Raw genomic sequence first — 18779 nt, 5'->3', positions numbered from 1 at the left:
CTTTTGCGCGACATGCTGTAACATTCGGCATCCCCCTCTCCTTCGGCATCGTCGCCGGCGATCATCCGAGCATGGATGACCCGGACGAGCGCCGAAAACTTATCCCGCCTTTCGGCCGGCCGGCGCATTTGCCCGCAAGAGCGCCATCAACATCGGGCCGATCGCGAATTCTCCCTTTTCGCTTCGCCGCGTCAGGTCGCGAAGATAGCCGCCGGCGGAATTGATGTGGCCCCCGCGCTCCAGGATGCACGCCATCACAGTCGCGGCATTTTCCGCACCCATCACACTTGCCGCCTCCTCATAGGCGGACGGGCTGACGCCCAGCATCGATCGAACTGTGACGGCTGCCGTCATCAGGTCGCGCCAGTTTCGGATCACGCCATCCGGCCCGTAGGCAAGGATCTCGGGGCAGGCCTGCAGAACCAGGCCGAGCGGGAAGGATTTCAATCCGCCAGCATCATCACGGCCGCCGGGTCGTCCAGCCTGCCGTCCCGGCTGATTGTCCGAACGGATCGCCTCGCTCCTCCCCTCTTCCGGCGTCACGACGCCTCGCCCGTTGTCTTGCTCCGGCCTCGCGCCCTGCTTCGTGTCGAAGCTTGGTTCAAGTTCAAAGGTGGAGTCGGGGTTTGAATTCTGTATGTGACGCTCGATATGAGAGGCATTGCCGCGCTGTTTTGTCGATTTAACACGAATTTCCAGCCGGTTAAGGATATCCGTCCGAAGCGCCGTCAATTCGTCCAGCAATTGTTCGAGCTGTGCCGTCGTCGGCGACCGTGGCAGGCCTTCGATCAGTTCCCGGAACTCCAGGTGAAGGCTCTGCCAATCCCCTTCAACGTCCTCTTCGATGGCCGCTTCGATCAGCTTGGCGATATCACGACGGCAAAGCGTGATGCGTTCGCGCAGGCGCTGGACATGCAGCCGCTCGGCCATCACCTCGGCGGCCAGTTGTTCGATCTCTTCGGCGCGCGCAAGCAGCGGCGCCAGCGAAAAGCCGAAGGCGTCGTTGACCTCCCCTGCCCTGTCCCTGCGGACATAACGCTTGCCGTTGGGACTATCCTTGCGCAGCAGAAGCCCCGCCTCGACGAGCGCGGCAAGATGGCGCCGCACGGTCTGCTCGGCCATCCCGTGCGTTCTCAACGAAAGCTGGACGTTGGACGGGAATACGATCAACCCGTTTTCCTCGGCCAGCTCGTTCTTGGGATAGAAGCTCAAGAGCGCATTGAGCACCGCTAGCGCCCGGTCGCTGATGCCAAGCAGCGGCTTTGCTTCGCACAGCGCACGAAACAGCTTCCATTTGTCAACCGATTGATCAGGCTTGATCTCACCCGCCATCACCTGGCTTGCGAGCATGCCAAGCGTCATCGGCCGCCGCCCGAAAGGCGTCGTTATACTTCCGGTTTCCATCTCTTCCACCTCGACGAGGCAAAAGAAATCCGCTCGCCAAAACGGCGCCAAAAACTCTTGACAGCGATTCTCGGAAGTGCGATTCTCGGAGGTGTTCAAGACTACGAGGAAAGCTTCCGTGACGGTGACGTTCGGGGGCTTTTTTCTTTTGCGCGTTATCTCCTGTCCGAATTGTCAGCTGACAATCGGTCTAACTGCCTCATTTTCCCTCATTTTCCTCTTCGAACTCAGCGGCGAGGCCTATCAACCGCCGGGCCAGGAATTCCGAAAACGCCGCCGATTTGGCGGCGATGCGAAAGCTCTTGCCCGAGCGGCTCACCGAAGCAAGCGTCCCGCCGCTTTGCGTGCGAAGCGTCTGCTCGACCCGCTGCGGCGCGCTCTTCTCCTCCAGTGCCTTCCAGATGACATCGAAGCGGCTATTGCTCTCCAGCGTCTGGAAAGCGGCGCCAGCGATTGCGGCCTGCACCTTCTTTCGCCCGCCTGTCTCCCTGAATTTCTCGGCAAAGGCCAACCAGCGGGGACGCCCCACCTTCGGCGCCGGTCCGATGGCAAGAATGATCTCGGGATCGATCGTCTGCGCTACCTGCAGCAGCCGTGACGTTTCCGGTTTATCCGTCGCCAGCGCCTGAGCAATCATGTCGCGACTGAAGCCATGTTCATCCATCCGTCGCGCAAACAGCGCCCGTTCGATGAAGCTCAAGTCGACACGCGGGCCGTTCTCCTGACCCTGCGCGAGAATCAGCTCTTCATCCGTGAGCTTGCGGACCACGGCCTTGACGGGAACACCGATCTCCGCGGCCGCACGCAAGCGCCGGTGGCCATAGGCGGCCTGGTAATACCCAGCCTTTACCGGGTCCGGACGCACAAGGATTGGAACCTGCTGTCCGCTTTCCTGGATCGACTGCTTCAATCGCTCGAACTCAGGATCCTTGTCGACCGGGATGCGGTCGCGGATAAAGGACATTTCGACGGCAGCCGCATCGATCTCCAGCACTTTGTCGCCAGAGGCGAGGGACTCACGCAGGGCCTTGGCGGCGGCTGCTTCCTCTCCCAACCGTCCCAGCGACAAGTTCATCGCCTTGACCGCACCCGATGGTCGATGCGGCGGCGGCGCGCTTGGCGTCTCCGGCCGTGCCGGTTCGACAGCGCCAACCATGCTCTTCAGGATATCGCGACCTTTTGGGCTCATGTCCTGCTCCATGCACTGCGGATGAGTTGCTCGACCTCGGCATTGACATTGTCGACGGATTCGACGCCGCGGTCATAGGTCTGGCGATGCATCGTCTCGCGGCCCGCCTCGTAGATCGTCTGCTTGGACAGGCCAGCGTCCGAAACCGCCGTTGACTTCACCATCATCGAGGTCAGCACACGCTCGCCGAACAGGCTGCGCAGGAAGGCGACAATCTGCGCCTGCGGACCGTCATTGGACTCATAACGGGTGATCAGATAGCGCATCCAGTCATATTCGAGATTGCCGCCTGCCTGCTTGACGACGGCCAGAAGGTCGGAGGTCATCGTCAGGAACTGGTTCATCGACGCCACGTCGAGCATCTGTGGATGGACGGTGATCAGCACGGCAGTCGCAGCGCAGAGAGCAGACAGCGTCAGAAAGCCGAGGGTAGGGGGGCAATCGATGATGACGACGTCGTAGCTCTGTTCCAGCGAATGCAGCGCATTGCCGACCCGCATGAAGAACATGTCTTTGTCGTCGCGATTGCTGTCGGCCAGCGCCTTCGGGGTATCGTGCTCGAACTCATGCAGTTCGAGATTGCCCGGAATGAGATCGAGACCGGGGAAATAGGTCTGGCGGACGATGTCGGCAACGTCGCGGCGCGTCTCGTCATATTTGATGGCGCCGTAGAGCGTCTCGTTTTCACCGACATCGAACTCCGGCTGATATCCGAGCATCGCCGACATCGACGCCTGCGGGTCGAGGTCGACGGCGAGCACACGATAGCCGCGTAGCGCCAGGAACTGCGCCAGATGGATCGACGTTGTCGTCTTGCCGGATCCGCCCTTGAAGTTGGTGACGGCGATCACCTGGAGATGGTCGCCCGGCCGGCGCGTCGGCAGATAGGAGGGTTTGGTGCGCCCCAGATGCTGGCGCATCGCATGGATTTCTTCGAGCGAGAAGACACGGCGGCCGGCCGCCGTCTTCTCGGGATTGATGCTTTCCACCTGAGCGGTGAGGTGGCGAACATAGCTGTCGGTGACGCCGAGCAGCTTGGCGGCCTCGGTGCTGCTGAATCGCCTCAGCGATTTGCGGGCGTCGGGCGAAAATAACCGCTCGAACAGCACCTGGAGCTGGCTGCTGAGCATCGTCGAGTCCTGCGCAATCGTCTCGTCGATCGAGACTTGACTCGCTCTTCTGGTTTTCTCAACAATCGCGGCCTTGGTCGGCATTCACGCAAATCCTGATAAATCGGGCAATTTTGCGCAAATGATCGTGAGTCTGGCGATTCCGTCAAGCGATTTCTTGGTTAGCCAATATATAACAAACTGAATTCGTCAAAAAAATTGCGTGGAATTCCGGAATCTTAGCGCAATTGTCAGCTGACAACGGCGGCGAACCCGCATCGCCGGCGCCGGCCCGACGTATCGCCGCAGATTCTCGACGGACGTGAAAGCCACCGCCGACTCATCGCAGGGTAACTGCGCTTGGCACAGATCGACCAGACAAATGCCGCTTCTTATTTATAGGCAGAGGAACGGCAGAGGCTTTCGGCCTCCAAGCCGCGGACGGGCTCGACGCCAGAAGCCTTGACATTTCCATCTTGGGATTCGGGATCGCGGCGTGACGGGGCAAGGCCGAGCATTTGTTCGAGACGGCCGGCATTGAGCGGAGCGCTTATTCCCTTGAAGTTCATCTTCCATCTTTCGTCTGCATGTGAGCTTGCGTGAAGGAGAGATAAGCGCAATTTGAACCGGCGGAGAACCGCCCGGCGACTTTATCACCATCTTTTCCATGTGCGGCGAAAAAGGAGAGGGGCTCAATCAAGCATCGGTCCCGAGATGGCGCTTGCGACAGCGACAATGCGACGGCATGCCCGCGAATACGACGGCCGTGTTCTGTTCGGACCATGCGTATTGCAGGAGTCGCGAACAGCGGCCGCAGCTGAGCTGCGCGCAGACGGGAACAGTCGCATGTGACCATCGACTGTAAGGATTGCAGACGCTCGCGCTATGCGAATCATGTCTCGAGAGATATGATGGAAATCGTTGAACGGTCCCATGCCGACCTGCTCCTCTCATCTCCTGCCTAACGGAACCTACGGGGGAATTTGCTTCCGTCTACGGAATTCCTCGTTGTTTACCTGTTGTTTACCATAAGGTGACACAGCGCCGGCCGACTCCATTTGCGGTCCACGCGCGCAGGAGGGGCGACATGATCATTGCTTTGCCGGCCGCTTTCCCGCTCTTGGTCGGGGCTACCGCGCTTTCATTCCCTCACGATTGGTAAAATGGGCATTGCCCAACCCTGTTCCGATGGTCAGCACCGCCCATGTCGATACGTCGTCGATGAATGGGATCTGCGACAAGCCCTGCACGACGGCGTCATTGTGCATCATCACGAATGTGCTGTGATCGCCGATTGCGGGAATGGCCTTCATCAGTGCGGCGGGAAGGTTGAAGCTGTCGCTTTCCCAATTGCCGCCTGGCAGGTTCTGTCCGCCGCGTTCGATCGAACCGTCTGCTTTGATGATACCGGGACAGCCGATCCCGATGATCGGGGCCGGCTTCAGATTGGCCTTTTCTGCCTTATCGATCAGCTCCTGCAACATCGCCGCCAGCCTTTCTATCGTCGCACTGCGGCTCGGCTCGTCGTCGGCGTGACGCCAGATGGTCGATTCCCAGACACTCGCATCGGCAAAGTGCGGTTTTTTTTCCTTTCCGAACTCGACGACTCCGGCACGGACGTTCGTGCCGCCGATATCGACGGCCAGCATCGCCTCATAGCCTTTGAACATCCAGGACGGCATGAGGTGCACGGAACCGATCAGTCCAGCCTCGTCGGGATGGTGGACGATCGGGATGACCTCGATATCGATACCGGCCGCCTTGAGCAGAACCATGGTCCTGGCGATCGTCAGCTCCCCGAAGCGGCTTTGCCTGAAGCCGCCGCCGACGACGATGCGCTCGGTCTTGGACCAGCGCTCGTCCTTGAGGAATTTTTTGATGACCTCGGCGAAATCCTGTGCGAAGTCCTCCACCGCGCCCATGATCAGTGCGGCGGCCTCCATGTCGTCTCCCTTCAGCAGAGACTCGATCTTTTTCTTGGAAAGCTTCGTCGTCTCGACCCTGCCGAGCGGATCGTCTCCGAACTTGCGGACATGGTTTCTCCAATCCTCAAGCTTCTGCTGAAAGGTCTTCTTGTTGGCGTTGTCGCCAACGAAGCCGTTCTTGTCACGCAGTTCGTTGTTGTAGTCGTCGATCGTTACCAACGGCAGGACCATCGCGCCATGCGCTAATGGGGCACTCGCCCCGTCACGGGGCTCCGGATTGCGTTTGGCCATCGATGTCCCTTTCCGGCCGCGAGGGGTCGAACAGGCGGCAAAATAAAACGCCGACCAGCCTCTGGATGTTCCGGAGCTTATTAACTCATCTTGCCCTCGTCCGCCGGCGACCTAGCTTCAATGATTGCAGAATTTGGAGAATGCCGTGCAGGACGACACCACTACGCAGGAAATGCTTTCATTGGTGCTGGGGGAACCGGAGCACTGGGCGATGTTTCTCGACATCGACGGAACGCTGCTTAACCTTGCGCCTACGCCGGATGCGATTGAGGTCCCAGAAGACCTGCCCGGACACCTTCATCGTCTTTCGAACAAGCTCGGCGGCGCCTTGGCGCTGGTCACCGGGCGCTCGCTTGCCTATGCAGACGAGCTGTTCAAGCCCTTTGCATTTCCAACCGCAGGCCTGCATGGCGCCGAGATCAGGAGCGCCGCCGGAATGCATACGGTCGAGGCGACCCCCGAATTCCAGGCGCTGAAACATGCATTGACCGCCGAAGCCGAACATTACCCGGGTGTTCTGATAGAGGATAAGGGTGCAGCCGTTGCCGCGCATTACCGGCTGGCGCCGGAATATGAAAAAGTCATTGAAGAGCGCATGCACTACTATGCGGAGCTTGCAGGACCGAACTGGGCGCTGCAGCTCGGTAAAAGGGTGTTCGAGCTCCGACCGGCACGGTCGAGCAAGGGCGATGCGCTGGAGCGCTTTTTTCAGTCAGATCCTTTCAAGAACCGCTGCCCGATTACCATCGGGGATGATTTGACCGACGAGTCGATGTTTGCGATCGCCAATGCGCGCGGCGGCGTCTCCGTGCGTGTCGGGGCCATCGGTGCCCCGAGCTGCGCCACGAGCCGGCTGTCTTCGGCTGCACTGGTCAGGAATGTCATTGCCGCCCTGGCCGCCTGAGATGACTTTCAGATTGCCGTCGTCTTTGCGCCGCCGGCGTAGCGTCAATCATCAAAAAAGTATCGGTTTTGGCCGGGAATCGTGGTGGCGGGCATGAAGCGAGCCCACTACACTCGTCATAATAATAAAGCCGAAGGGAATTTGGCAGGCGGACGTAGAATCGCCCCTCGGAGGAGGAAACGATGGAACCCGACTTGGAAGTCGTTCAGATCAGACCGGGCGAATCCTTCGCAACGAAGGCGCATGGTTATCCCTATCACACCGTTCGCTGGCACTTTCATCCGGAATATGAACTGCATCTCGTCGTGGCGACCACGGGACGCTATTTCGTCGGCGATTTCATCGGGGAGTTCGAACCCGGCAATCTGGTGCTGGCCGGCCCCAATCTGCCTCACAACTGGATCAGCGACGTCCCGAAGGGATCGAGTATTCCGCTTCGATGCCAGCTCATCCAGTTCAGTGAGAATTTTATCAGCGACACGATGAAGGTGCTGCCCGAGCTCAATCCCTTCGAGCCGGTCCTCGAAGCGTCCCGCCGGGGCGTGCTCTTCGGCACTGAGACCAGCCGGCAGGTGGCGCCTCTAATGAACGAGGTGCAGCAGGCCCAGGGCGTACGCCGTATCGAGCTCTTCATGATGATCGTCGGGCTGCTCAGCCGGGCGCAGGATGCCCAGCTTCTCGCAAGCCCCAGCTATCTGCCCGATCCCTCGGGCTATATGTCGGCCGGCATCAACCAGGCGCTCGCCTATATCAGAGAAAATCTGACGAAATCCTTCGACGAAACCGATCTCGCTGCGATTGCCGGACAGTCCACAGGCGCCTTCTCACGCGCTTTCCGCCGCCATACCGGCATGTCGCTCGTGCAATATGTGAAACGCCTGCGCATCAATCTCGCCTGCCAAATCCTGATGAGCGACGACCATGCGTCGATCACCGACATCTGCTTCGAGGTCGGCTTTAATAATCTGTCCAATTTCAACCGCCAGTTCCTCGCGGAAAAAGGCATGACGCCATCCCGCTTCCGGCGATTGTTGGGTGACAATATCAACGTGGCAAAGGCGGCATAAGGTCCGCCGAAGACGGCAATAGGGGAGGACAAGGAGGAGGAACGAAAACTGACGCAGGCTTGAACGTGAGCGCGCGAGGAGCGGCTCGCGAGAGGAGACGCTTGTCCTCAGAAACAGCAAACCGTCGGGACAGGCACAGCCGCTCATTCCGCCGAACGGCACAGCAGAACACTGCAATCACGCACTACACGATTTTTTCCAATGGTAGGAGATGGAAATGATGAAATTTTCGACAAAAGCGGCAGGCGCCGCGGCACTTATGCTGTCCTTGCTCGGCGGGACTTCCGCCTTTGCACAAGGCGCTGTTGCGGATGCGACCGTCGCGTTCCTCATGCCAGACCAGGGCTCGACCCGATATGAAGAGCACGACCACCCCGGCTTCGTCGCCGAAATGAAGAAGCTTTGTGCGTCCTGCAAAGTCATCTATCAGAATGCCGATGCCGACATCGCCAAACAGCAGCAGCAGTTCAATTCGGCCATCACCCAGGGCGCCAAGGTCATCGTGCTGGATCCGGTGGATTCGGCGGCGGCCGCATCGCTCGTTCAGCTCGCTCAGAGCCAGGGCGTCAAGGTCATCGCCTATGACCGTCCAATCCCGAAGGGCAAGGCCGATTTCTATGTTTCCTTCGACAACAAAGCGATCGGCAAGGCGATTGCGGAATCGCTCGTCAAGCATCTGAAGGCCAAGAACGTGCCGACCGACGGCGGCGGCATTCTGCAGATCAATGGTTCGCCGACCGATGCCGCCGCCGGGCTGATCAAGGACGGCATTCACGAGGGTCTGGCGAGCGGCGGATACAAGACGCTTGCCGAATTCGATACGCCGAACTGGCAGCCGGCGAATGCCCAGCAATGGGCGGCCGGACAGATCACCCGTTTCGGCAAGCAGATCGTCGGCGTCGTCGCCGCCAATGACGGCACTGGCGGCGGCGCCATCGCCGCCTTCAAGGCGGCCGGCGTCGATCCCGTGCCGCCGGTGACCGGCAATGACGCGACGATCGCGGCGCTGCAGCTCATCATATCGGGGGATCAGTACAACACGATTTCCAAGCCGAGCGAAATCGTCGCTGCTGCCGCCGCCGACGTCGCCGTGAAGCTCTTGGCAGGCGAGACGATCAAGGCCGAGATGACGCTCTACGACACACCGGCGCAGCTCTTCGTGCCGGCCGTCGTGACCGCCGAGAACCTGAAGGCCGAGATCATCGACAAGAAGATCAACACCGCCGAGGAGCTGTGCACCGGCCGTTACGCCGACGGCTGCAAGAAGCTCGGCATTATCAAGTAATCCGCCAGGGAAGCGCGGCCGCCATCGGTCGCGCTTCCGCTTCGCTTTTCGGAAAGGCCAGGCGATGTCTGACACCTCTCACACTTTTGACTCGCGCCAGCCCGTCCTCAGCCTGCGCGGAGTTTCGAAGAATTTCGGAGCGGTGTCGGCGCTGACCGACATCGAACTCGACGTGCATGCCGGCGAGGTCGTGGCGCTGGTGGGCGACAACGGCGCCGGCAAATCGACACTGGTCAAGATTCTGGCCGGCGTCCACCAGCCGACCTCGGGCACCATCCTGTTCGAGGGCCAACAGGCAGATTTATCGAGCCCCAGCGCTGCGCTCAATCTGGGCATAGCGACCGTGTTCCAGGATTTGGCGCTTTGTGAAAATCTCGACGTCGTCGCCAATATCTTTCTCGGAAAGGAGCTCAATCCCTTCCAGCTCGACGAGGTCGCGATGGAGATCCGCGCCTGGAAGCTGCTAAACGAACTTTCCGCGCGAATCCCAAGCGTGCGCGAGCCCGTCGCCTCGCTTTCCGGTGGCCAGCGTCAGACCGTGGCGATCGCCCGGTCGCTGTTGCTCGAACCGAAACTGATCATGCTCGACGAACCCACGGCCGCCCTCGGCGTTGCCCAGACGGCCGAGGTGCTGGATCTGATCGAGCGCGTGCGCGAGCGCGGCCTCGGCGTTATCATGATCAGTCATAACATGGAGGATGTGCGGGCCGTCGCCGACCGTATCGTCGTCCTTCGGCTCGGTCGCAACAACGGCACCTTCATGCCCGACGCATCCAATGAAGAGCTCGTCAGCGCGATTACCGGCGCATCCAACAATTCCGTCTCCCGCCGCGCGATGCGCCGCAAGGCGCAAAGCCGAGAGAATGAGGAGGGAAGACCATGATGAAGACCATTCAGAACGAGCCGGCAACACCCGCCCTTCTCGACCGGCGCGATGAAAGAGTCCGCCATGACGACAGCTTTGCCGGATCGGTCCGCGCCTTCTGGGACCGCATCCGCTCGGGCGACCTCGGCTCGCTGCCTGTCATCGTCGGCCTGGCGATCATCTGGACGGTTTTCCAGGCCCTCAATCCGGTGTTTCTCTCCAGCGCCAACCTCGTCAACATGCTGTTCGATTGCTCGACGGTCGGCGTCATCTCCCTCGGCATTGTCTGCATCCTGATCGTTGGCGAGATTGATCTCTCCGTCGGTTCGGTCAGCGGCTTCGCCTCGGCGCTCACCGGCGTCTTCTGGGTCAACCAGGGCTGGCCGGTGGTCCTGGCGGTGCTCGCTGCAATGATCGTCGGCGTCCTGATCGGTTCGCTCTACGCGTTCCTGTTCAACCGCTTCGGTATGCCGAGCTTCGTCTCCACGCTGTCCGGACTGCTCGCGGTTCTCGGCCTCCAGCTCTATATTCTCGGAGCAACCGGTTCGATCAATCTTCCCTATGGGTCCTGGCTGGTGAATTTCGGCCAGATCATGGTGATGCCCGACCCGGTCGCCTATCTGCTGGTGGCGGTTGCCGGCTTTGCCTTCTTCTTCGCGAGCTACCGAACGGCGGCGCGCCGACGGGCGGCGGGCTTGTCCTCGAAATCCGTTGGCGGGCTGCTCCTGCGCGCCGTCATCATTACCCTCGCCCTGGAGGCGGTCGCCTTCTATCTCAACCAGTCACGCGGCATTCCCTGGATGTTCGGACTTTTCGTCGGCCTCGTCGCAGCGATGAACTATGCGCTGACCCGCACGAAGTGGGGACGCTCCATGCATGCCGTCGGCGGCAACAGGGAGGCGGCCCGCCGCTCGGGCATCAACGTCTCGCGCATCTATGCGAGCGCCTTCGTCATGTGCGCCCTGCTGGCCGCGACCGGCGGCGTGCTCTCGGCGGCGCGATTGGCGACGGCCAGTCAGCAGGCCGGCACCGGCGACGTCAATCTCAACGCCATCGCTGCGGCGGTCATCGGCGGCACCAGCCTGTTCGGCGGGCGCGGCAGCGCCTATTCGGCCCTTCTCGGCATCATCGTCATTCAGTCGATCGCGAGCGGTCTGACGCTCCTCGATCTGTCGTCGTCGCTTCGTTACATGATCACGGGGGCCGTTCTTGCCGTCGCCGTCATCGTCGACTCGCTGGCACGCCGATCGCGCATTTCGCACGGCCGGGCCTAAATCAACAGGAAAGCAGAGGAAGAAAATGGGACAGGATCTGTCTGGAAAAGTCGCGGCCGTCACTGGGGCGGCGTCGGGTATCGGCCTGGAGTGCGCCAGGACCATGCTTGCAGCAGGCGCCCGCGTCGTGCTGATCGACCGCAACGAAGAGGCGTTGAGGGATGTCTGCTCGAAACTCGGCGAAAAGGCCATTCCCCTGGTCGTCGATCTCTTGGATCCAAAAAGCGTGGCGCAGGTGATGCCTGCTGTTCTGGAGAAAGCGGGCCAGTTGGACATTTTCCACGCCAATGCCGGCTCCTATATCGGCGGTGAAGTGCTTGACGGCGATCCCGACGCCTGGGATCGCATGCTCAACCTCAACATCAACGCCGCATTTCGCTCGGTGCACGCCGTGCTGCCGCATATGGTCGGACGCAAGACCGGCGATATTATCCTGACGAGTTCGGTCGCCGGGATGATCCCGGTGGTCTGGGAGCCGATCTATACGGCTTCCAAACACGCGGTCCAGGCCTTTGTCCACACCCTTAGGCGACAGGTCGCCAAGCATGGCTTGCGGGTCGGCGCCGTCGCGCCAGGGCCTGTCGTGACCGCTCTTCTCAGCGATTGGCCGCAGGAAAAGCTCGACGAGGCGCTCGCCGCCGGTGGTCTGATGGAGCCGAAAGAAGTGGCCGAAGCGGTGCTCTTCATGCTGACGCGTCCACGCAACGTCACCATCCGCGACCTCGTCATTCTGCCGCAGAGCACCGATATCTGAGGGGGATGTGCCGCCCCACGACCGCAGAAAGGAATCGGCCATGATCTTCGATAGATTTCGCTTGAACGGACAGGTGGCGCTTGTGACCGGCGGCACGCGCGGCATCGGTCTGGCGATCGCCGAAGCGCTCGGAGAGGCGGGCGCCAAAATCTTCATCAGCGGAAGAACCCGCAGCGCGGCGGCGGACGAGCGGCTGGCCAAGACCGGCGTCGATTGCGATTTCATCGCCGCCGACATGACGAAAGATAATGCCGCCGATGCGCTCGTCACTGAGACCCTCTCACGGGCGGGTCGGCTCGATATCCTCGTCAACAATGCCGGCATCGCCATTCATGGCGACAGCGGCGAATTCTCCGATGCCATCTGGCGCGAGATCATGACCGTCAATGTCGACGCCGTCTTCCGCACCTGCCGCGCAGCACTCGCACCGATGCGGCGCCAGGGCGGCGGCGTCATCCTCAATCTCGGCTCGATCTCCGGCATCGTATCTAACATTCCGCAGAACCAGGTCGCCTATAACGCCTCCAAAGCGGCGGTCCATATGATGACGAAGAGCCTGGCAAGCGAAGTCGCCGCCGAGAACATCCGCGTCAATGCCATTGCGCCAGGCTATATCGAGACCGATATATCGCGCGGCGGCATCGCCAATCCCGACTGGTTCCCGACCTGGCGCAGCATGACACCGATGGGACGTGTCGGACAGCCGGAAGAGGTGGCCGGGGCCGCCTTGTTCCTCTGCTCGGCGGCGGCAAGTTATATCACCGGCGAGGTGCTTGTTATCGACGGCGGCTATACGACGCGGTAAGCATCGGAGAGGGGAGGGCGGGTCCCCCGCCCGGCAGCCAAGCGCCTCTCTTTTTGCTCGGAAAATTCAGGTCGCCGTGCCGCAGGCGCTCTGGTAATCGGCCAGCACGCGGTCGACTGCGGCAATCAATATAGTCTCGGGATCGCCGACTTCAGCCGCCGAAAGCTGCGGCAGATACTGATGCAGTAGCGTCTCCGGGATCGTCTTTCCGCGCAGCGCGCCGAGCAGTCTCTCGAACGCCTTGTCGGCCTCGGGCCTGTTCCAGTAATAGCGGATACGATCGCTGTAGCTGTAGCGCCGCTGCAGACGCAAAGCCGTCTCGTCGCCGTGATAATGGGCCTGCCAGTCGCCCGGTGCTGCCAGCATCAGGGCCTCCATCGCGGCCGCAAGGGGTCTATCGCCGTAACCGGCAACCATCTCCGATGCGATCATATCGAGCGCATAGGCGGCCTCACGCAGCGCAAAGGTCAGGCCGGGGCCGACCTTCAGGATCGGGAAGCCGTCCTGCACCAGCCGCGTCAGCGCATCGCGCGTCTGATAATCAGTGGAATGAGCCTCGAAGACGAATTGCGGTTCCTCGTCGAGCAGTGCGGTCAATTCAGTCGCAAGTTCGGGCCTGTAGCCGATGACGTTCTCGCTGCCGAATTCGACACCCGGCTGGACGACGAAAGCGATGACGCGGGAAAAGGCGTCTTCCAATCCTGCCCGCGAAAAGATCTCGCGATGAATGGCGATCGTCGAGCGGGCTGCATCCGCCGCGGTCGGCCGGAGTTCTTCGAGCGCATGGTCGGCGCCGCCCGGCACCGGAACCTCGGTGCCGAGGATATAAAGCGGCAGCGGCACGCCGCTCGCCTTTGCCGCCCTTTCGCTGATCTGCGCAAGTCTTGCGGCGCGCTCGGCGATCGTCCGGTCGTCGAGTGCGGCCGGCTCGCCGGCGCAGCCCATCGAGGCATCAAGATGGATCTTGCTGAACCCGGCTCGGACGTAAGCTTCGACCATGGCCTCAGCCTTCTCGAGTGCGGCCTCCGGCTTTTCCTTGCGCCATGGATTGGGACCGAGGTGATCGCCGCCGAAGATCATCTGCGACCGGTCGAGCCCTTCCTCGGCGGCAATGCGCTCGGCAAAGCGGATGAAGTCTTCCGGTGTCATGCCGGTATAGCCGCCGAGATGGTTGACCTGGTTGCAGGTCGCCTCGATCAGAACTGGCCCGCCGTCGTGCACCGCCCGCCGGATGGCAGCCCTGAGGACGAGGGAATGGGCGGAACAGACCGAGGTGATGCCGAAGGCTTTGCCTTCGCGCCGCGCGGCGGCAAGACGGGTCAATATCCAGTCCATCGTCTATCTCCTCGGGGTTTCGACAATAAAGGTCGTGAGTTCGGCAAGGGTGGAGACGCCTTCCATGGGACCGAGCCGGGTCACGTTGCGAGCGCCAGCCGCATTGGCGTGGAGCAGGGCGGCATCCGGCGCCATGCCCTTGCGGCGGCAGGTGAGATAGGCCGCGCCGAAGCAGTCGCCGGCGCCGGTCGGATCGACCTCGTCAACGGTGAAGGCTGCGCAATCGATGCGCGGGAGGCCGCGGCCAAAGAAGGAAGCGCCCTGTTCGCCGCGCTTCAGGACGATCTCGCCCATGCCGCTCTCCAAAAGCTTGGCGACAGCCGCAGCTTCGTCTGCGCGGCCGGCGGCGGTGAAAAGCTCCTCGCCGGAGGGCAGCAGCAGGTCGGCTGTTGCAAGCACCTGATTGAAGCTGTCCAGCGCGCCGTCATCGGTCAGCAATTCCTTACGAAGGTTGGGGTCTAGCGACACCGAACCGCCGCGGGCCTGCACCGTCTCGACGGCATAGAGGATCACCTCGCGGGCACCGGGAATGGTGAGAGCCGTTCCCATGACATGCACGTGGCCGGCACGCCGGACGAGAGCCTCAGCGGCAGAGGTCAAGCCGATCTGGCCGGCCGCTGATCTGGCGATGTTGAAGACGAAATCCCGGGCGCCATCCGGCCGGTAGCGAACGAAAGCACTGCCTGTCGGCCAGTCTTCATGGATTGCGATGGCCGACACGTCGACGCCGTCCTGCCGCAGGCGGTCGACGTTCAGCCGGCCGAAATCGTCATCGCCGACACCGGCGATGATGGCGGCCGCACCGCCCATGCGCGCGACCTGATCGATGAAAATGGCCGGCGCGCCGCTCGGATAGGGACCTGCCAGGGATTGCGGCTCGAGAAAGCCGGTGCCGACTGTGGTCGCCATGATCTCCACCAGGATCTCGCCGACGGTGATCGTCGGTCCGAGCGCTTCCGGCGCAATCGCCCTTTGTGACGGCATCTACAATCTCCTCATGCGGGTATCGGCATCTGCACTCTCCGCATTCATCAAATCTCGATCCGCCGTAACTTGCTTGCGGAAGGCAGTCAAGACTAATTTGACGCGTGACAATTTTAATGTTGCAATGCAGCGAGTGGAGACTGCTTCATCTTGCGCCGCAGAACGTCGCCCGTGCTGAAGAATCGGCCTACATTTGCATGAGCGACATAAGATGAGATGGATTTGCCTCCCCAAACCCGCTTGACAAGATCGATCAAGTTGGCGGATAAAAGTTTACGCATGTAATTTTATGCGTGAACATCCGTAAAGGAGGAGCGGAGAACATGAGCAAGATCATTTGCATTCTATCTGCATCCGTCGCCTACCTCGCACTGACCGCCGGACTGGCAGGCGCCGAGGAACTGACGATCGCCACTGTCAACAATGGCGACATGATCATCATGCAGAAACTGTCGCCGGAATGGGAGAAGGAGACCGGCAACAAGGTGAACTGGGTGGTGCTCGAAGAAAACGTCCTGCGCCAGAAGGTGACGACTGACATCGCAACGAAGAGTGGCCAGTACGACATCATCACCATCGGCGGCTATGAGGCGCCGATCTGGGGCAAGCAGGGCTGGCTGGCGCCCGTTGACGATCTCGGCGCCGATTACGACTATGACGACCTGCTCGCTCCGATCAAGACGGGCCTGACCGTCGACGGCAAGCTCTATGCCGTGCCTTTCTATACGGAAAGCTCGTTCACGCTTTACCGCAAGGATCTCTTCGATGCCGCCGGCATCAAGATGTCTGATGAACCGACCTACGACCAGATCAAGGAATATGCAGCGAAGCTGACGGACAAATCAAAGGAACAGTACGGCCTATGCCTGCGCGGCAAGCCCGGCTGGGGCGAGAACATGGCGTTCCTCGGAACCATGATCAACGCCTATGGCGGCCGCTGGTTCGACATGGACTGGAAGCCGCAGATCAATTCCGAGCCCTGGAAGAAGGCAATTACAGATTATGTCGAGCTGATGACCAAATATGGTCCTCCCGGCGTGACTGCGAACGGCTTCAACGAAAACCAGGCGCTGTTTTCGACCGGTCATTGCGCAATGTGGATCGATGCCACGTCCGCTGCCGGCCGCGTCTACGACCCGAAGCAGAGCAAGGTCGCCGACAAGATCGCCTTCACGCGTGCGCCTGTCGCCGTCACCGCGAACGGCTCGAGCTGGTCATGGTCCTGGAACCTGGCGATCCCGGCTACCTCGACCAAGCTCGATGCGGCCAAATCCTTCCTGAAATGGGCGACCTCCAAGGACTACGTCAAGAAGGTTGGCGAGACGGAGGGCTGGGTCGCGGTGCCGCCCGGCACCAGAAAATCGACCTACGCCCTGCCGGAATATCAAAAGGCGGCTCCCTTTGCCGATACCGTGCTGAAGGCCATCCTCTCGGCCGACCCGTCCAAGCCGACCAAGGACCCCGTTCCCTATACCGGTGTTCAGTTTGTCGCCATTCCCGAGTTCCAGGGCATCGGCACGCTCGTCGGCCAGCAGATCGCCGCCGCTCTGTCCGGACAGCAATCGGTCGATGCCGCTCTCGACAGTGCCCAGAAACAGGTCGAACGCGACATGAAGAAGGCCGGCTACCCGAAGTGAGCCTTTCATTCTCGCGGTCTGCCCGCGAGTTCCTCCCGGAAAGGTCCCGGCAGCACGACTGCCGGGACCTTCTGGTCAGGCGGTTAGCCATCATTTTGCACTACGGCGTCTGCGCCGACTGAACTGGAGAACGACATGAGACTGAAAGACAAGGTTGCCCTGATTACCGGCGGCGCGCGCGGCATCGGCCTCGGCTTTGCCGAGGCCTTCGTCAAGGAAGGCGCCAAGGTCGTCATCGCCGATATCGATATCGAACGGGCAACGAAATCCGCCGCCGCGATCGGCCCTGCGGCCAAAGCGATGAAGCTCGACGTCACGGATCTCACAGCGATCGACACGCTCGTTGCGGAGTTCGACAAGGAGTTCGGCGGGATCGACATCCTCGTCAACAATGCTGCCATTTTCGACATGGCCCCGGTCAACGAGATCACCGAGGCCAGCTACGACAAGGTTTTCTCGATCAACCTGAAGGGCCCGCTCTTCATGATGAAAGCCGTCTCGAACGTCATGATCAACCGGGGCAGGGGCGGCAAGATCATCAATATGGCCAGCCAGGCCGGGCGTCGCGGCGAGGCGCTGGTGCTTTTATACTGCGCTTCCAAGGCGGCGATCATCTCGGCGACGCAGTCGGCAGCGCTGGCCCTCGTCAAATACGGCATCAACGTCAATGCCATCGCGCCGGGCGTCGTCGACGGCGAGCATTGGGATATTGTCGATGCGCATTTTGCCAAATGGGAGGGGCTGAAGCCCGGGGAGAAGAAGGCCGCCGTCGCCAAATCCGTTCCGATCGGCCGCTTCGCCACACCCGACGACATCAAGGGCCTTGCCGTCTTCCTTGCCTCATCGGACAGCGACTATATCCTTGCCCAGACCTACAATGTCGACGGCGGCAACTGGATGAGCTGATCGCCCTTCCGCAAGAAGTCTGGAGCCAGGAAGATGGAAGCCATCTGCTATACCGAGAAGGGCGTCGCGGTCACCAAAGCGCTGCCGCTGCCGGAGCTGCGGCCCGGCCATGCGCTGGTGCGCGTGCGCGCCGCCGGTCTTTGCCACACCGATATCGACGTCCTCCATGGCCGTTACGGCGAGGGCCGCTTCCCGCTCGTCCCCTGCCATGAATTTGCCGGTGTGATCGAGGCCGTGGCCGGCGATGTCTCCGGCCTCGCCGTCGGCGCCCGCGTCGTCGTCGATCCCAACCTTCCCTGCGGGCAGTGCCGGGCCTGCCGCAAGGGACTGACCAATCTCTGCCGCGATCTGAAGGCCTATGGCGTGACGGAGGACGGCGGTTTTGCCGAATACAGCCTGGTCAGGACCGATCACCTGCATGAGATCGGCGATCTCGACTTCAATCTCGCCGCGCTCGCCGAGCCGCTCGCCTGCGTTTTGAACGGCCTTGGCAGCGCCGGACTGCGGGCCGGTCCGGCGGGAACCGAAACGGCGCTGGTCTTCGGCGCCGGACCGATCGGATTGCTGCTCGCGCTTTCCCTGAAGGCCGAAGGCGTTTCGGTGACGGTCGCCGATATCAACGAGGCACGGCTGGCCTTTGCCGAACGGCTGGGACTGGAGACGGCCGTCTCCGGCACCGAAGCGCTTGCCAGCCGCCACCGCTCTTTCGATTTCGTTGCCGATGCAACGGGCATCGCCCGTGTCGTCGAAGGCATGATCGACTTCGCCGCCGATGGCGGCACGGTTCTCGTCTTCGGCGTCTGCGCCCCCGATCAGCGCATTTCCATCGCGCCCTTCGAGATCTTCCGCCGCCAGATCCGCTTCGCCGGCTCTCATTCGCTGAACCGCAACGTTCCCCAGGCGCTCGACGTTCTAAGAAGGGATACCGGCGCCATGGCGCAGCTGGTGTCCCACCGACTGCCGCTTAGCGAAGTGCTTCCCTTCATCACCAAAAAGTCCGCCGATCCGGCAACGATGAAGGTGCAGTTCTCCATAGACTAGGTTC

General features: G+C 61.3%; 16 protein-coding genes. 10 read left to right on the top strand and 6 right to left on the bottom strand.

What is annotated here, in order from left to right:
• Nucleotides 1-99 precede the first annotated feature (99 nt).
• The 4 genes from repC to AMK00_RS22675 all read right to left on the bottom strand — a co-directional run bounded on the left by repC (nucleotide 100) and on the right by AMK00_RS22675 (nucleotide 5918).
• Nucleotides 100-1404 (bottom strand): plasmid replication protein RepC, encoded by a 1305-nt coding sequence (gene repC, locus AMK00_RS22690; RefSeq protein WP_064811941.1) that lies wholly within the window; start codon nucleotides 1402-1404, stop codon nucleotides 100-102.
• A gap of 199 nt (nucleotides 1405-1603) precedes the next feature.
• On the bottom strand, nucleotides 1604-2593 hold the full coding sequence (gene repB / locus AMK00_RS22685; protein WP_064807159.1) for a plasmid partitioning protein RepB: 990 nt from the start codon (nucleotides 2591-2593) through the stop codon (nucleotides 1604-1606).
• On the bottom strand, nucleotides 2590-3807 hold the full coding sequence (repA, locus tag AMK00_RS22680) for a plasmid partitioning protein RepA (RefSeq protein WP_064811940.1): 1218 nt from the start codon (nucleotides 3805-3807) through the stop codon (nucleotides 2590-2592). Before repA ends, repB begins: the two co-directional genes overlap by 4 nt.
• A 1025-nt stretch (nucleotides 3808-4832) precedes the next feature.
• The gene (locus AMK00_RS22675) at nucleotides 4833-5918 is read right to left on the bottom strand and encodes an ROK family protein (protein ID WP_064811939.1); all 1086 of its coding nucleotides are present in this window, start codon (nucleotides 5916-5918) and stop codon (nucleotides 4833-4835) included.
• A 124-nt stretch (nucleotides 5919-6042) separates the two neighbouring features.
• Here AMK00_RS22675 and otsB point away from each other — a divergent pair, with 124 nt between their 5' ends.
• From otsB to AMK00_RS22640, 7 genes are all read left to right on the top strand, one after another.
• Entirely contained in the window at nucleotides 6043-6822 is a 780-nt protein-coding gene (otsB, locus tag AMK00_RS22670) for a trehalose-phosphatase (RefSeq protein ID WP_170965873.1), read from the top strand.
• A gap of 182 nt (nucleotides 6823-7004) precedes the next feature.
• Entirely contained in the window at nucleotides 7005-7889 is an 885-nt protein-coding gene (locus AMK00_RS22665) for an AraC family transcriptional regulator (protein ID WP_064807153.1), read from the top strand.
• 211 nt (nucleotides 7890-8100) lie between these two features.
• Nucleotides 8101-9174, top strand: a complete 1074-nt coding sequence (locus AMK00_RS22660) for an ABC transporter substrate-binding protein (protein ID WP_189637641.1) — start codon at nucleotides 8101-8103, stop codon at nucleotides 9172-9174.
• A gap of 64 nt (nucleotides 9175-9238) precedes the next feature.
• On the top strand, nucleotides 9239-10057 hold the full coding sequence (locus tag AMK00_RS22655; protein WP_064811937.1) for an ATP-binding cassette domain-containing protein: 819 nt from the start codon (nucleotides 9239-9241) through the stop codon (nucleotides 10055-10057).
• On the top strand, nucleotides 10054-11313 hold the full coding sequence (locus tag AMK00_RS22650; protein ID WP_064811936.1) for a sugar ABC transporter permease: 1260 nt from the start codon (nucleotides 10054-10056) through the stop codon (nucleotides 11311-11313). The genes AMK00_RS22655 and AMK00_RS22650 overlap by 4 nt, the downstream gene beginning before the upstream one ends.
• 25 nt (nucleotides 11314-11338) lie before the next feature.
• Nucleotides 11339-12067 (top strand): SDR family oxidoreductase, encoded by a 729-nt coding sequence (locus AMK00_RS22645; protein ID WP_064811935.1) that lies wholly within the window; start codon nucleotides 11339-11341, stop codon nucleotides 12065-12067.
• Nucleotides 12068-12107: 40 nt separating this feature from the next.
• Nucleotides 12108-12872, top strand: a complete 765-nt coding sequence (locus AMK00_RS22640; protein ID WP_064811934.1) for an SDR family NAD(P)-dependent oxidoreductase — start codon at nucleotides 12108-12110, stop codon at nucleotides 12870-12872.
• A gap of 66 nt (nucleotides 12873-12938) precedes the next feature.
• On the opposite strand, the gene AMK00_RS22635 is transcribed toward AMK00_RS22640, so the two are convergent.
• Nucleotides 12939-14207 carry a D-tagatose-bisphosphate aldolase, class II, non-catalytic subunit gene (locus AMK00_RS22635; protein ID WP_064811933.1) on the bottom strand — a complete coding sequence of 423 codons (1269 nt, stop codon included), beginning with the start codon at nucleotides 14205-14207 and terminating at the stop codon, nucleotides 12939-12941.
• 3 nt (nucleotides 14208-14210) lie between these two features.
• The gene (locus AMK00_RS22630; protein WP_064811932.1) at nucleotides 14211-15191 is read right to left on the bottom strand and encodes a tagatose kinase; all 981 of its coding nucleotides are present in this window, start codon (nucleotides 15189-15191) and stop codon (nucleotides 14211-14213) included.
• A gap of 323 nt (nucleotides 15192-15514) precedes the next feature.
• On the opposite strand from AMK00_RS22630, the gene AMK00_RS22625 reads away from it, so the two are divergent.
• The 3 genes from AMK00_RS22625 (at nucleotide 15515) to AMK00_RS22615 (ending at nucleotide 18775) form a co-directional block, all read left to right on the top strand.
• The gene (locus AMK00_RS22625) at nucleotides 15515-16828 is read left to right on the top strand and encodes an ABC transporter substrate-binding protein (RefSeq protein WP_064811931.1); all 1314 of its coding nucleotides are present in this window, start codon (nucleotides 15515-15517) and stop codon (nucleotides 16826-16828) included.
• Nucleotides 16829-16963: 135 nt separating this feature from the next.
• The gene (locus AMK00_RS22620; RefSeq protein WP_064811930.1) at nucleotides 16964-17734 is read left to right on the top strand and encodes an L-iditol 2-dehydrogenase; all 771 of its coding nucleotides are present in this window, start codon (nucleotides 16964-16966) and stop codon (nucleotides 17732-17734) included.
• Nucleotides 17735-17767: 33 nt separating this feature from the next.
• The gene (locus AMK00_RS22615; protein ID WP_064811929.1) at nucleotides 17768-18775 is read left to right on the top strand and encodes a zinc-dependent alcohol dehydrogenase family protein; all 1008 of its coding nucleotides are present in this window, start codon (nucleotides 17768-17770) and stop codon (nucleotides 18773-18775) included.
• Nucleotides 18776-18779: the final 4 nt, after the last annotated feature.

The sequence above is a fragment of the Rhizobium sp. N621 genome (assembly GCF_001664325.1).
GTDB classification, from domain to species: Bacteria; Pseudomonadota; Alphaproteobacteria; order Rhizobiales; family Rhizobiaceae; genus Rhizobium; species Rhizobium esperanzae.
This window is presented reverse-complemented; position numbering and strand designations above follow the sequence as displayed.

Excerpts from the sequence above, each read along its gene's own strand:
- repC (WP_064811941.1), bottom strand. The coding sequence starts at position 1,404 with ATGGAAACCGGAAGTATAACGACGCCTTTCGGGCGGCGGCCGATGACG.
- repB (WP_064807159.1), bottom strand. The coding sequence starts at position 2,593 with ATGAGCCCAAAAGGTCGCGATATCCTGAAGAGCATGGTTGGCGCTGTC.
- repA (WP_064811940.1), bottom strand. The coding sequence starts at position 3,807 with ATGCCGACCAAGGCCGCGATTGTTGAGAAAACCAGAAGAGCGAGTCAA.
- AMK00_RS22675 (WP_064811939.1), bottom strand. The coding sequence starts at position 5,918 with ATGGCCAAACGCAATCCGGAGCCCCGTGACGGGGCGAGTGCCCCATTA.
- AMK00_RS22665 (WP_064807153.1), top strand. The coding sequence starts at position 7,005 with ATGGAACCCGACTTGGAAGTCGTTCAGATCAGACCGGGCGAATCCTTC.
- AMK00_RS22660 (WP_189637641.1), top strand. The coding sequence starts at position 8,101 with ATGGAAATGATGAAATTTTCGACAAAAGCGGCAGGCGCCGCGGCACTT.
- AMK00_RS22655 (WP_064811937.1), top strand. The coding sequence starts at position 9,239 with ATGTCTGACACCTCTCACACTTTTGACTCGCGCCAGCCCGTCCTCAGC.
- AMK00_RS22650 (WP_064811936.1), top strand. The coding sequence starts at position 10,054 with ATGATGAAGACCATTCAGAACGAGCCGGCAACACCCGCCCTTCTCGAC.
- AMK00_RS22645 (WP_064811935.1), top strand. The coding sequence starts at position 11,339 with ATGGGACAGGATCTGTCTGGAAAAGTCGCGGCCGTCACTGGGGCGGCG.
- AMK00_RS22640 (WP_064811934.1), top strand. The coding sequence starts at position 12,108 with ATGATCTTCGATAGATTTCGCTTGAACGGACAGGTGGCGCTTGTGACC.
- AMK00_RS22635 (WP_064811933.1), bottom strand. The coding sequence starts at position 14,207 with ATGGACTGGATATTGACCCGTCTTGCCGCCGCGCGGCGCGAAGGCAAA.
- AMK00_RS22630 (WP_064811932.1), bottom strand. The coding sequence starts at position 15,191 with ATGCCGTCACAAAGGGCGATTGCGCCGGAAGCGCTCGGACCGACGATC.
- AMK00_RS22625 (WP_064811931.1), top strand. The coding sequence starts at position 15,515 with ATGAGCAAGATCATTTGCATTCTATCTGCATCCGTCGCCTACCTCGCA.
- AMK00_RS22620 (WP_064811930.1), top strand. The coding sequence starts at position 16,964 with ATGAGACTGAAAGACAAGGTTGCCCTGATTACCGGCGGCGCGCGCGGC.
- AMK00_RS22615 (WP_064811929.1), top strand. The coding sequence starts at position 17,768 with ATGGAAGCCATCTGCTATACCGAGAAGGGCGTCGCGGTCACCAAAGCG.